This is a genomic window from Mycobacterium innocens (assembly GCF_900566055.1).
In the GTDB taxonomy this organism is placed as follows: domain Bacteria; phylum Actinomycetota; class Actinomycetes; order Mycobacteriales; family Mycobacteriaceae; genus Mycobacterium; species Mycobacterium innocens.
Map to the genome: position 1 here is coordinate 25,953 of NZ_UPHQ01000248.1, position 12,651 is coordinate 38,603.

At 65.9% G+C, this 12,651-nt stretch carries 12 protein-coding genes; 8 read left to right on the forward strand and 4 right to left on the reverse strand.

Annotation, left to right across the window (positions count from 1 at the left end; genetic code table 11):
• Positions 1–50: 50 nt before the first annotated feature.
• From pstS to EET03_RS23660, 3 genes are all read right to left on the reverse strand, one after another.
• Positions 51–1,175 (reverse strand): phosphate ABC transporter substrate-binding protein PstS, encoded by a 1,125-nt coding sequence (gene pstS, locus EET03_RS23650; protein WP_075542807.1) that lies wholly within the window; start codon positions 1,173–1,175, stop codon positions 51–53.
• A 118-nt stretch (positions 1,176–1,293) separates the two neighbouring features.
• Complete coding sequence (gene mshD / locus EET03_RS23655) at positions 1,294–2,238, reverse strand: mycothiol synthase (protein ID WP_075542808.1); 945 nt, start codon at positions 2,236–2,238, stop codon at positions 1,294–1,296.
• A complete protein-coding gene (locus tag EET03_RS23660; protein WP_075542809.1) occupies positions 2,235–3,005 on the reverse strand; it encodes a winged helix-turn-helix transcriptional regulator in 771 nt (256 codons plus the stop codon). Before EET03_RS23660 ends, mshD begins: the two co-directional genes overlap by 4 nt.
• Before the next feature lie 666 nt (positions 3,006–3,671).
• Between EET03_RS23660 and lmeA the strand changes: the two genes are divergently transcribed.
• The 8 genes from lmeA to EET03_RS23695 all read left to right on the forward strand — a co-directional run bounded on the left by lmeA (position 3,672) and on the right by EET03_RS23695 (position 11,372).
• Positions 3,672–4,472, forward strand: coding sequence for a mannan chain length control protein LmeA (gene lmeA / locus EET03_RS23665; protein WP_063473282.1), 801 nt, complete (start codon positions 3,672–3,674; stop codon positions 4,470–4,472).
• Between the two features lie 97 nt (positions 4,473–4,569).
• Positions 4,570–4,668, forward strand: a complete 99-nt coding sequence (locus EET03_RS33125) for a putative leader peptide (protein WP_425271556.1) — start codon at positions 4,570–4,572, stop codon at positions 4,666–4,668.
• 98 nt (positions 4,669–4,766) lie between these two features.
• Complete coding sequence (locus EET03_RS23670; RefSeq protein ID WP_063473283.1) at positions 4,767–5,234, forward strand: DUF4395 domain-containing protein; 468 nt, start codon at positions 4,767–4,769, stop codon at positions 5,232–5,234.
• Between the two features lie 38 nt (positions 5,235–5,272).
• Positions 5,273–6,115, forward strand: coding sequence for a sulfurtransferase (locus tag EET03_RS23675; protein WP_075542831.1), 843 nt, complete (start codon positions 5,273–5,275; stop codon positions 6,113–6,115).
• A 1-nt stretch (position 6,116) separates the two neighbouring features.
• On the forward strand, positions 6,117–6,419 hold the full coding sequence (locus tag EET03_RS23680; RefSeq protein WP_023367979.1) for a DUF1416 domain-containing protein: 303 nt from the start codon (positions 6,117–6,119) through the stop codon (positions 6,417–6,419).
• 131 nt (positions 6,420–6,550) lie between these two features.
• On the forward strand, positions 6,551–7,228 hold the full coding sequence (locus EET03_RS23685) for a heme-binding beta-barrel domain-containing protein (protein ID WP_075542811.1): 678 nt from the start codon (positions 6,551–6,553) through the stop codon (positions 7,226–7,228).
• A gap of 120 nt (positions 7,229–7,348) precedes the next feature.
• Positions 7,349–9,751 (forward strand): hypothetical protein, encoded by a 2,403-nt coding sequence (locus EET03_RS23690; protein WP_075542812.1) that lies wholly within the window; start codon positions 7,349–7,351, stop codon positions 9,749–9,751.
• Between the two features lie 109 nt (positions 9,752–9,860).
• Entirely contained in the window at positions 9,861–11,372 is a 1,512-nt protein-coding gene (locus tag EET03_RS23695) for a sensor domain-containing protein (protein WP_099193768.1), read from the forward strand.
• Positions 11,373–11,614: 242 nt separating this feature from the next.
• On the opposite strand, the gene EET03_RS23700 is transcribed toward EET03_RS23695, so the two are convergent.
• Positions 11,615–12,529 carry an aminodeoxychorismate lyase gene (locus EET03_RS23700; RefSeq protein WP_075542814.1) on the reverse strand — a complete coding sequence of 305 codons (915 nt, stop codon included), beginning with the start codon at positions 12,527–12,529 and terminating at the stop codon, positions 11,615–11,617.
• Between the last annotated feature and the right edge of the window lie 122 nt (positions 12,530–12,651).

The following is a 12,651-nucleotide window of genomic DNA, read 5'->3' on the forward strand; positions in this document are numbered from 1 at the left end:
TGCGGTGCTTGTCGGCTCATCTTTCATCAGCGTCGTTCGTGGTCAAGCAGTCACTGCAGGGCGTTTATGGCGGTGACCAGGCGTTCTTTCACTTTATCTGGCACCGGAACGTAGCCGGCCGACGGAAGGCCGGTCTGACCGTTGTTGACGGCAGTGGTGAGAAACGCCTTGACCGCGGCACCGATGTCGGGCGGGTATCCCTTCGAGCACACAATTTCGTAGGTCGCCAGTACCAACGGGTAGGCACCCGGGTCCTGGATGGCGAAGATCGAATTCAGCTCCAGAACGAGGTCGTTTCCGTTGGCCGCAAACGTGACGGAGCCGATAGCCTTGCGAGCCGTTTCCTCGGTGAGCGGTACGACGCCGTTGCCGGTGTCAATCTGGGCGAACGGTGTACCGGCGCGGTCAGCGAAACCTTTCTCGACATAGCCGATCGAACCTGGCGTGACCTGTACGGCTTGGATTACACCGGCCGACCTTTCGACGCCTTCCCCGACACCGCCGTGAAACTCGCCGCCGACACCTCGGCTCCAGCTTTGTGGCGCGGCGGCGGTCAGATACTTCTGAAAGTTGTCCGTGGTGCCCGACGAATCCTTCCGGTACACCGGGATGATTTTGGTATTTGGAAGCGCCACACCAGGATTGAGGGCCGTAAGGATCGGGTCGTTCCACGTCCGGATGGAGCCGCTGAAGATCTTGGCCATCGCATCGGCGTCGAGGACCAGGGTCTTTACCTCAGCGAGGTTGTACACCAACGCAATTGGCCCGAATACCAGCGGCAGGTCCCAGGCCGGGTTTCCTTTGCAGCGGTTGGCCGCGGGACCGATCTGTTCGGCGACCAGTGGCGAGTCCGATCCCGCGAAGTCGACGTGACCGGCGATGAACTGCTCGCGACCGGCGCCTGACCCGGTCGGGTTGTAGGACACTTTCTTGCCCGGACACGCCTGGCCCCATACCTGGTTGAACAACGCCATGGCATTCTGCTGGGCGGTCGACCCCTCGGCCGTCAGTGCGTCTCGGCCGCTGCAGTCGGCCTTTGGCAGCGGCGCTTCGGAGCCATTCGCCGACGAACCACCGAGGTTTTGATCGCTACCGCATGCGGTGAGGGTCCCACCGCAAGCGGTGATCATCGCCACCGCCGCCGCTAATGCCCTGCCCACCGTGTCGAGCCTCATCGATCTCGCTCCCTGAATGCATTTTCGACGATTGCGGCGCTGCACGGCCGTCTTCAGGACGAATTGCCAAGTCAACCATTAACTATGCGTGGTGCCGGAACTTGCCGGTTGGCGATCGTCAGCCGAGTGCCGGATCTGAACCCGCCTGCGCGTAGGCCGTGTCGACGCTATGGATGACAAATCCGAGGCTGTGATAGGTCCGCATGGCGGCGACGTTGTCCGACTCCACATACAGCATCACGGTGGGTTCTTCGGCAGGGCTCACGCCGGCCAGCCGCCGCGCCAACGAGCTGAGACCGATCAACGTCAGCGTCTTGCCGAGCCCACGCCCTTGCGCTGCCGGATCGACGCCGAGAACGTAGACCTCGCCAAGGCCAGGCTGGTCGTGGTGAATCTTGGTCCAGTGGAAACCCAGCAGCTTGGCCTCGTGGCCTGGGGAAGCGTCGAACGCCAGGAAGAGGCCCGCCGGATCAAACCAAGGTTCGCCGCGCCGCTCGGCCAGCTGTAGTTGGGTCCAGCCACCCTGCTCCGGGTGGCATGAGAACGCCGCGTTGTTGACCCGAAGCAGTTCGGCGTCATCGGTCGGGCCGGCGTAGCTGCGGATCCGCAGCCCGTCGGGGATTGTCGGCTCGGGGATATCGCGCAACGAGCGGCGCATCTGCACCAGTTCGCGCACCGGGGCCAGACCCAGCGCGGCGGCCGTGGCCCGGGCGGCTTGCAGGGTGCCGTGCGCCCAGAATTGGTTTTTCCCATGGGTTTTTGTCAGCGCGGCGCGCACCAGGGCGGTGCCGACACCGCGACGCCGGGATTGCGGGTGCACGACCAACTCGGCCATCGCGGAATCGGCATCGCGCGCCGGGCTGAGGTTGAGATAGCCGACGATCGCGTTGCCCGCTCGAGAATCGGTGGCAACCAAATGGTGCGTGCGCCGCTGTCCCAATTCTCGCAACACCTGCTCGCCCAACGGGGCCACGCCGTCGAATTCCGTTGCCGCCGAAATTATTTCACGTACTTCCTGCTGCTGATCGGCTGTCAGCGCCGAGCGCCACTCCCCCGGCGTCACTGACTGCGCAGCGGGTCGACCAGCGGGTCCTGGAAATCTGCGGAGTCGGGCCCCGATCCTTCGTCGTCGTCGTCGGGCTCAGCGACTGCGGTACGGCCCCGCGCAGGCCGCACCGCCTTGTAACCGACGTTGCGGACGGTGCCGATCAGGGCTTCGTGCTCGGGGCCAAGTTTGGCGCGCAATCGCCGGACGTGCACATCGACCGTGCGGGTGCCGCCGAAGAAGTCGTATCCCCATACCTCGTGGAGTAGCTGCGCACGCGTGAAGACCCGTCCGGCATGCTGGGCGAGGTATTTCAGTAGTTCGAATTCCTTGTAGGTGAGGTCGAGCGGTCGGCCGCGCAGTCGCGCGGTGTAGGTGCCTTCGTCGATCACCAGCTCCCCCAGGCTGACCTTGCCGACGCCTTCCTGGTCGGACAGACTGCCGCGCCGGCCAACCACCAGGCGCAGTCGGGCGTCGATCTCGGCCGGCCCGGTACTGGGAAGCAGGATCTCGTCCAGCCCCCAGTCAGCGCTGACTGCCACCAGCCCGCCCTCGGTTACCACGGCCAATACCGGCGCGGACCGGCCCGCAGTGCTCAGCAGACGGCACAGACCGCGGGCGGCCGAGAGGTCGTTGCGCGCGTCGACAAGCACCGCATCCGCGTTACCGGCCTCCAGAAGCGACGAAGCCTCTGGCGGGGCCGTCCGCACATTATGCGGAAGCAGCGACAGCGACGGCAGGACTGGGTCGGGATACAGCTCCAAGGTCAGTAGTAGTAATTCCAACGATCCCCTCCAGCGTCGGGGGAAGGCATCTCCCTGATTCAGCGCAACCGGTGAACTTTAGCGGCCAGATCGTCTAACGATAACCTGCCACCTGGTCTTTGGCCCGGCGACGAGGCAGGCTTTGCCTGCTGAGGAGCCGGGCGCATCCGACCCAGCCCGGCGACGAGGCAGGCTTTGCCTGCCGAGGAGCCGGGCCCATCCGACCCAGCCCGGCGACGAGGCAGGCTTTGCCTGCTGAGGAGCCGGGCGCATCCGACCCAGCCCGAGGGCGCGGCCTGCGAAACTGGCCCCGGGCGCGGCGTCATGTCACATTCGCCCCTTCTGTCCCAGCCGGGGAGGGATACCCGTTGTGCCCAGCTCTCAGCGACAGCGGTGGCGCAGCCGAGCGCGCGTCGGCGGTTGTCGCTCCAAGCCGGGCACATTGGGTACCGGCGGATCCAGAGGCACATGTGACCGCTGTGTCGGCGGCACCTGGAAACCCGGGCACTGCACCCGGGTTCAACCGCGGATTCGGGCCTGCCGCCAGCGGGTCAAAATTCAGATGCCGTCCACACGCTGCGACTAAAATGGGCAACTCCAGACACGGTCGGCCAAGAAACGCCGTGGACGGCGACGCCCGGGAGCTCGGCCAGACGATCGGATAGCGCGGGGGCGATAGGCCACAATATGCGGATGCGCAAGGTGCTGATCGGTGTCGCCGCCGTGGCCGTCGTCGTCCTCGGCGCTGTCGGCGTCGACTTCGGCGCCAGCATTTACGCCGAATATCGGCTGTCGACCAGCGTGCGCAGGGCAGCAAACCTGAGCTCTGATCCCTTCGTCGCCATCCTCGGCTTTCCGTTCATCCCGCAAGCGATGCGAGATCGCTACGGCGAGCTGGAGATCAAGGCGTACGCCATCGAGCACTCGACGGTGGGCACAGCCACGCTCGAAGCCACCATGCACTCCATCGATCTGTCTCACGCGTCCTGGCTGATACAGCCCGACGCGAGGTTGTCGGTGCACGAGCTGGAAAGCCGCATCATCATCGACTCCATGCACCTGGGCCGCTACCTGGGAATGGCCGATCTGATGGTGCAGGCGCCTCCCCAGGAGAGCAACGATGCCACCGGCGGCACCACCGAATCGGGGATATCGGGCAGTCATGGGCTCGTTTTCAGCGGAACACCGAAGTCGGCCAACTTCGATCGTCGGGTCAGCGTCGCGGTGGATCTGTCCATCGATCCCCACAGCCAGGAGACCTTGGTGATCACCCCGACAGGGGTGGTGACCGGCCCGGACACCGCGGACCAGCCCGTTCCGGACGATAAAAGGGAGGCGGTACTGCACGCCTTCAGTAGCAGGCTGCCCAACCAGAAGCTGCCGTTTGGGGTGGCGCCGAACACTGTGGGCGCACGCGGATCGGACGTCATCATCGAAGGCATCACCTACGACGTGACCGTTGCGCTCACCGGATTCAGGCAGTCATGACCACCGGATCGACGCCCCACGGCAGCTCAATGCCGGCAGCCCCGGCCCCGACGACACTGTTGGCTTGATCACTACGTCATTGGGTAAGCTGACCGACGTGTCAGCCCGCCTCGAGCTCAAGCTCACCAAGCGACGCGCAGTTGATCTGTGCCGCATCACGGGCTGTTGTTGTTGTTGCTGTTGCTGTAGCTGCTGAGTAGCCGCGTCGTCCACGCAGCGCTCGGAGCAGCCTCGGAGACCCACCGCGGCGTATCTCCCACCTTTCCGTGCAATCGGCGTATCCAGGAGTAATTCGTGTCGAGTAATACCACCCCCGCCCAAGTGGGTGTGGACGTCCGCGGGCCGCGATTCGCCGCGTGGCTGACGACGGGGGTCCTGGGGCTCGTCCTGATCATTTCCACTTTCAGTCCGGCAGCTGCCGCAGTCGCCTTGAGCATCCAGGCGGTCGTGTTCGCTGTCGGTGCCGCATTCGGGTCTCTCCGGCATCCCTATGGGCTGCTGTTCTCGACGTTTGTGTCGCCCCGCCTGGGACCGGTGCGAGAACGAGAACCCGCGCCACCGCTGAAGTTTGCCCAACTGGTCGGATTTGTGTTCGCTATCTGCGGCATCATCGGCTTCGCTGTCGGCCCTGTCGTGGTGGGCGTCGTTGCGACTTCGTTCGCGCTGGCGGCCGCCTTCCTGAACGCGGCCTTCGGCATCTGCCTGGGCTGCCAGCTTTACCCGCTGCTAGCCCGCCTGCGGCGCGGCGCCATTCCCGCCTAACTGCTGTTTATCTGATGCAAATCGAAAGGATCCCCACCATGGCACGCTCCGACGTCCTGGTCTCTGCCGACTGGGCTGAGAGCAATCTCAGCAATCCGGAAGCGGCCAACATCGTCTTCGTCGAAGTCGACGAGGACACCAGCGCATACGACGACGGCCACATCCCCGGCGCCATCAAGCTGGACTGGCGCACCGATCTGCAGGACCCCGTCAAGCGCGACTTCGTCGACGCCCAGCAATTCTCGAAATTGCTCAGCGACCGCGGCATCTCCAACGACGACACCGTGATCCTCTACGGCGGCAACAACAACTGGTTCGCCGCCTACGCCTACTGGTATTTCAAGCTGTACGGCCACGAGCAGGTCAAGCTCCTCGACGGCGGCCGCAAGAAGTGGGAACTCGACGGCCGCCCGCTGTCCACCGACGCCGTCACTAGGCCCGCGACCTCCTACAGCGCGGCCCCGCCGGACAACGCCATCCGCGCATTCCGCGACGAGGTGATCGCGGCCATCGGCGTCAAGAACCTGGTCGACGTGCGATCCCCTGACGAATTTTCCGGGAAGATCCTGGCGCCGGCGCATTTGCCGCAGGAACAAAGCCAGCGGCCCGGCCATATTCCCGGGGCGATCAACGTGCCGTGGAGCAAGGCCGCCAACGAGGACGGCACCTTCAAGTCCGACGAGCAGCTGGCCCAGTTGTACGCCGATGCCGGCCTGGACGGCGCGAAAGAAACGATCGCGTACTGCCGAATCGGGGAGCGGTCCTCGCATACCTGGTTTGTCTTGCACGAATTGCTCGGGCACAAGAACGTCCAGAACTACGACGGCAGTTGGACCGAATACGGCTCCCTGGTGGGTGCCCCGATCGAGTTGGGAAACTGATATGTGCACTGCGCCGAAGCAAGGACTGACGCTGCCTGCCAGTGTCGACCTGGAGAAGGAAACAGTGATCACCGGTCGTGTCGTGGACCGCGACGGCCAAGCGGTGGGCGGTGCCTTCGTCCGACTGCTGGACTCGTCCGATGAGTTCACGGCTGAGGTGGTCGCGTCGGCCACCGGTGACTTCCGGTTCTTCGCCGCGCCGGGGTCCTGGACGGTGCGCGCGCTGTCGAAAGTCGGCAATGGTGACGCGGTGGTCAGACCGTCTGGCGCGGGCATTCACGAGGTCGACGTCAAGATCGCCTGACGGCCGGCCAGGCTGATCCCGGATAGACTCATCCACGTGGTGCTGTTCTTCGAGATCATGCTGATCCTGGCGACAGTGGTCATCTCCTGGTTCGCGCTGTATGCGCTGTATCGGCTGATCACCGACGAGTCGTGACCTCAGACGACGGCCATGACGGGCCGGGTGCGGTTGCGGGCTCCGGCGACCGTGGCGTCGCTGGAATTTTTCAAGCCGCCGAACGCGCCAAGCTGACCGCGGTCCGCAACATTCCCGCCTTCGATGATTTGCCGCTACCCGCTGACACCGCGAACCTGCGCCAAGGCGCCAGCTTGCACGACGCACTGCTGGCACTGCTGCCGCTGGTCGGTGTGTGGCGCGGCGAAGGCGAGGGCCGCGCGCATGACGGGGACTACCGCTTCGGCCAGCAGATCGTCGTCTCCCACGACGGCGGAGACTATTTGAATTGGGAAGCCCGGTCCTGGCGCCTCACCGACACCGGCGAGTACCACCAACCTGGCCTGCGTGAGACAGGTTTCTGGCGATTCGTCAGCGATCCCGACGACCCGAGCGAGTCGCAGGCGATCGAGCTGCTCCTGGCGCACTCCGCCGGTTACGTCGAGTTGTTCTACGGCCGCCCGCGTACCCAGTCGTCCTGGGAGTTGGTCACCGACGCGTTGGCCCGGAGCCGCTCCGGCGTGCTGGTAGGCGGGGCCAAGCGGCTCTACGGCATCGTCGAAGGCGGCGACCTTGCCTATGTCGAGGAGCGGGTGGACGCCGACGGCGGGTTGGTACCGCATCTGTCGGCGCGCTTGTCCAGATTCGTCGGCTGACGGCGCTTGACCCGCTGAAGGTAACCGGCCCATTTGTTGCCTTCGGCCGCTGGTTCTGCGTGTACTGTTCGACGTCCGAGCAGCCAATACGCGAATGACCCGAATGAAAGGAGCCGGCGGATGGCGCGCAGCAGGACACCCTCGCCGGTGGCTCGCTGGGTGGTGTCGGTCATCGGGGTGCTGTTGATCGGGTATCTCGCCGCGGTAGCCCTGCAACCAGCGATTCTCGATGTGCTGCCGTCATGGCTGAGCTGGTTCGGCCGCCCGGGATCGATGGCGACCATCGCGGTCGTGGTGTCGGTTTTGATCGCGGTCTCGGTGCTGAACTTCCGGGGAAACAGCAGCCACCGGCTGGTGGGTGTTTCGTTCACCGTGATTGCATTGCTCATCACGATGAGCGCCGTGTTGGGCCTCAGTTCGTACTGGGGCTGTCATGACGCCAACCATCCGGCTGTCTTCACCCCGCTGATGTGGACCGCCCAACTGGTCAAAGGCAGCACCGGGGACACCTCGCTCAGCGGGCGCACCTGCCCCAATCCCACGCCCGTCGGCCTGGAACTGGCCCGCATAGCGGCGCTGTCGGCGATCTTCACCGGCTTGGGCGGCGTCGTGGTCGGCGTCTTCCGCTCCCAGGTAGACCGGCTGCGGGCCAATCTCGCCGACTCGGTCACCGCGATCGTGGGTGTCGACGACGACACCGAATCGATGGTCAGCGCAATCGCGCGGACGCTGGACCGGCGCAGCACCCTGGTGGTGATCACCAACGCCGGCGACGAGCGGGTGCAGCGGGTCCGCAGGCTGGGCGCCCGGGTGGTGCTGGTCGACCTCAACGCCCCGTCCACCCTGGTGTCGCTGCGACTGTGGCGCCATCTGGGGCGGCTCTATCTGATGTCGCCCGATCCGGCGACCAACCTGATGTGGCTGGACCTGATCGGTCGTCGGCTCGCCGAGATCGGCGACAAGCAGCGGTTGCCGCTCATCGTTCGCATCGACGACCCGTGGCTGGCCGAGGCGTGGCGGGCCCAGCAGTTCGGCGGCTCCGACACCAGATGGGCCGCCGACGTGGTCGGCCGATACGAGGTCACCGCCGGCCGACTACTCGACGGCATCATCGCGACGCCCAACATACAACGCGTATTTATCTGCGGCACTTCACAATTGACGCTGGCACTGTGCGCCGACCTGACCCGGCGAGCCCTCGAACGCGACTTCTACACTCCGCCCGGGGTGCCACCCCTGCCGGCGCTCACGCTGGTGGAACGAGACGCTGAGGACTACCTCAAAGACCACCAGTTCTACCGCCAGCAGGCCGGCTTCTTGTCCGACGGCCCGACGATCGACGCGGTGCCCGAGGCGCCGACGGTCCCGACTCTGCTGCGTCTGATCGGTGACGCCGACCCGGCAACGTGCGCAGTGATTCTGGTCGACACACATTCCGCGGCCACCGGAACCAGGCTGGGCGCCCGCCTGCCCGCGATGCCCGTCTACGCCTGGGACCCCAACGCCCGGGGCACCGACGATTCCTCGCAGATCGTCGGCCTGCTGCAGACCTACAGCCTGGCGCTGGACACCCGCCAGGGTCAGGTACAGGACGCCTGGGAACGCGCGGCGAGGCTGATCCACGAGCGCTATGTCGCCACCATCGACCCGAACGCGCCGAGATCCCCGGCGGTGATGCCGTGGGCCCAACTCGACGAGTTCTATCGCGGGTCCAACCGGCGCCAGGTGCGCAACGCGCTATGGATGGTCGAACGGCTCGCCGGACATACCTGGAACACCTGGGGCAGCCCGCCGGCCCCGCTGTCCGGCCGGGACATGGCCGATCTGCCGCCGCTGGAACAGCTCGCCCTGATGGGCTTCGACCGCCACTCGGCGCTGAGCATGGCCAAGGCAGAACACGAGGACTGGTGTCGCTACTACCGTCGCAATGGTTGGAAGTACGGAACCCCCCGCGACGATTCCCGCCGAATCCACGACAAGCTGGTCGACTGGTCGGAGGTGGAAAGCAACCCCGACCTGCTCAACGCCGCGGTGCGCAGCCTGGCGGCCACCCTGTGGAGCCTGCGCCAGCTGGGCTACCGGTCACGCCCGCTGTGGCGATCTTTCACTCGTGTCGGGACGGTCACCGCTGAGCAGCGGAGCAGCCCGTGGACCTGGAAGTCGGATTCGGGACAGACCATGCGCGCGGCCGCGGGAGACTGGGCCGTCCACGCCGACGGTAAGACCTGGTCGGTGCGCGACGACATCTTCCGGGCCACCTACGAGGACGTCGGCGACGGACAATGGCGCAGGAAGGGGCAGGTGCAGGGTCGGCCCGCGCACCCGGGCGAGACGATCAACACCCTGGAAGGGCCGACGACCGCCGCGGACGGAGACTGGGTGGTACGCGGCAGTGACGGCGAGCAATGGCCAGTTCCCGGGGACGAGTTCGCCCGCCGCTACGTCGAACTTAGTCCGCCGGCGGATGAGGAAGCCCACAAGGGACCGGATAGTAGTACCCATCGGCGCCAACCGGCGTCATGATGCAGCGCACGTTTGCCAAAGCCAGATTGCTGTGCTCAATGCCATGCGCTACCGTCGCTTGACGGATTCGCCGTGTTAGCTCCCCGCGCCCCCTCAATCGGAGACTGCTATGGCCATATTTATCAGCTACTCGAGCCAAGACCGGTCGTCGCTGGAAGCCCTGACGACGGCGCTTCGGCGTGCCCAGCAACAAGTTTGGTTCGATCAAGAGCTGGGCGGCGGTGACGCTTGGTGGAACAAGATCCTGGAGCAGATTCGCGCATCTGACGTGTTCATCGTCGCGCTGTCGAATCACTGGCTGCAGTCCAAGCCCAGCCAGGCCGAATTGCGCTACGCGCAAGCTCTGCAACGGCCGATCCTTCCGGTACAGGTCGGGCCGGTCGACAGTGTGCGGGTAAATCCCGTCTCGACGTTGCAGATCATCAACTACCAGAACCCGACCGTTGATGCCGGCATTCAATTGGTGACGGCAATTCACGCGCTGCGCGAAAAGGCCCCGCCGCTGCCGTCGCCGCTGCCCGAGGAACCACCCGTACCTTTCGGTTACCTGATGCGGCTCGGCGACACCCTGGCCGAAAAGGAGCTCAGCCCCCAGCAGCAGCTCCAGCTGCTGGTCGAGCTGCGATCCGGGCTCGACGAGGACGGCGACGATCCGAGCGCTCGCAGCGACATCGCCCAGCTGCTGCGCATGCTGCGGATGCGACACGACGTCACATACCGCACCCGCACCGAAATCGACAATGTGCTCGCTGAAATCGGCGCCGTGGAAGCGGGTCCGGCCGGCGCATCGTCAACACCGCAAGCCAAACCGCAACCGGCTCCGGTGCCGGCAGCCGAGGCGGCGCCCGCACCCAGCACCCAGTCTCGGCCGTCACCGGCGCAAGTCGCGCCAAGCGGGGCCAATGGCCAGTCGAACAAGCGGCTGCTCGTCATCGGCGGTGCCGTCTTGGCTGTCGTCGTCGCGGTCGCGTTGATCGCGGTGTTCGCCACTCAGGGCGGCAACCGGAAACCGGCGGCCAAGCCGGGTGGCTCCACGGCTCCGGCGGCTCCGGCGGCCTCATCCCGCATCGAACCGATGCTGCTCGGCGCCGCAGAAGTCGGACAAATTCTCGGAGACCAGAACATGATGGTCTCTGCGCATGGCGACCAGCTGCGCAGCCCGCAGGGGACGCTCTCGGATCCGGCGTGCCTGGGGGCCTACGAACCATTCCAGGAATCGGTGTATCGGCCCCATGCCCCTACCGAGGTGCGCAGCCAGGTCCTGCGCACCCAAGGCGAGAACCCGGCGCACCGAGTGATCGAAGCCGCAGCTACCTTCCCGTCGGCCGAGAAAGCTCGGGCATTCGTACAGGCGTCCGCAGACAAATGGGCGACCTGCGCTAACCAGACCGTCAAGTTCACCAGTTCGACCAAAACCAGCGAATGGACCTTCGGGGATGTGACCGGGGCTTCTCCCAAGATCGCCCAGGTACGCACTGAGACCGACGGCAGCGGGAAGGCCTGCCAACATGTGCTGAGGGCGGTATCGGATGTGGTCATCGAGGTAGAGGCCTGCGGTACGGACATCGCTGACGGAGCCGGCCAGATCGCGGAACAGATGAGCACCAAAGCGGCGAAGTAACACCGGCTACATATGGAGCGGCCCCCGAGCGCATTTCCGGTTGGACAGACCGGAAGCTCGAGGGCCGGGTGGCTACGTGGGATTCGCCAGCGCGCGTTGAACGCCGGCTCTTCCGAGCCATTGCAGCTAGCGCGCAGCCACCTCACATGTCCATGAAGCTATCAATTTCGCGGACCACCTCCTCTCCTGTGTACGGCTGACCGTACCCTCACTTCGAGCTGCCGACAACAGAATTGGCGTCTTCAGCGGTCGCTGACGATGGCCGCATCGACCAATTCGGCGAATGCGGCGGCGATCGGGGCGGGGGGTAGTCGCCGGCCGTTGAGGGTGTGCACGCGAGCCGCCAGGGTCATGCTCGATACCAGCCAAACCCCTTGAGCGGCAACCAGATCGGATACTCGCAAGGCCCGGTAGTCGCAGTCGTAGCCGTTGGCCCGGGCCACGTGGAAGAGGGCTTGTTGGGTGGTGCCGCGCAGGATCGGATACCACGGCGGCGGCGTGAGCAGGCACGGGTTACCGCTGGCCATGCCGTCATCGTCGGTAGCGATGATCACCGTGGAGCGGGGTCCTTCGAGGATGTAGCCGTCGGTGCTGACGAAGATGACGTCGCCGGCGCCTTGCCGGGCGGCGTGACGCAGGGCGGCCATGTTGACCGCGTAGGACAACGTCTTGGCGCCGGCCATGAGCCAGGGCATCGTGTCGGCGCCGGCGGCCGGCAGTCCGCGGTCCAGGGTGATCGCCGCGAGGCCGGAACGCCGGACCGCGCCAACCCGGTCGGGGACGGGGTTGACCATCACGTAGGCCGTGGCCGCGGCGGGCTCACCTGCCGCGAGCGGGGGACCGCTCTCCCGGCCGCGGCTGTAGATCAGCCGCATCGCACCCTCGTCGCTGGTGCCGGCAACCCACCGCTGCGTCGCCAGGTTGATGGCGTGCCGCCAGCCGGCGAGGTCCGGTTCGGGCAGATCCATCAGTCGGGCCGAATGGGTCAGCCGTTGCAGATGGGGCTCTACCAGACATGCCGCACCGTCGCGCACCAGCAACGTCTCGAAGACGCCGTCGCCCCGGACCGCGGCGAGGTCATCGGCCCGCAACAACGGCGTCTCCGGCTCGAGGATTTCACCGTCGAGCGTGACGACAACGCCCGTCTGCCCAGCCATGCCCCAGGAGCCTAATGGCCCCGTGGTGGCCGCAAGCGCGGCAGTGCCGCGCGCAGCGGGTCGCCACCGGACCGTACCGCCGGCCGCAAGCGCGGCAGTGCCGCGCGCAGCGGGTCGCCACC

Bases quoted from the DNA above. Each gene is read 5' to 3' on its own strand.
- pstS (WP_075542807.1), bottom strand. From the start codon at position 1,175: ATGAGGCTCGACACGGTGGGCAGGGCATTAGCGGCGGCGGTGGCGATG.
- lmeA (WP_063473282.1), top strand. From the start codon at position 3,672: ATGCGGATGCGCAAGGTGCTGATCGGTGTCGCCGCCGTGGCCGTCGTC.
- EET03_RS23675 (WP_075542831.1), top strand. From the start codon at position 5,273: ATGGCACGCTCCGACGTCCTGGTCTCTGCCGACTGGGCTGAGAGCAAT.
- EET03_RS23680 (WP_023367979.1), top strand. From the start codon at position 6,117: ATGTGCACTGCGCCGAAGCAAGGACTGACGCTGCCTGCCAGTGTCGAC.
- EET03_RS23690 (WP_075542812.1), top strand. From the start codon at position 7,349: ATGGCGCGCAGCAGGACACCCTCGCCGGTGGCTCGCTGGGTGGTGTCG.
- EET03_RS23695 (WP_099193768.1), top strand. From the start codon at position 9,861: ATGGCCATATTTATCAGCTACTCGAGCCAAGACCGGTCGTCGCTGGAA.
- EET03_RS23700 (WP_075542814.1), bottom strand. From the start codon at position 12,529: ATGGCTGGGCAGACGGGCGTTGTCGTCACGCTCGACGGTGAAATCCTC.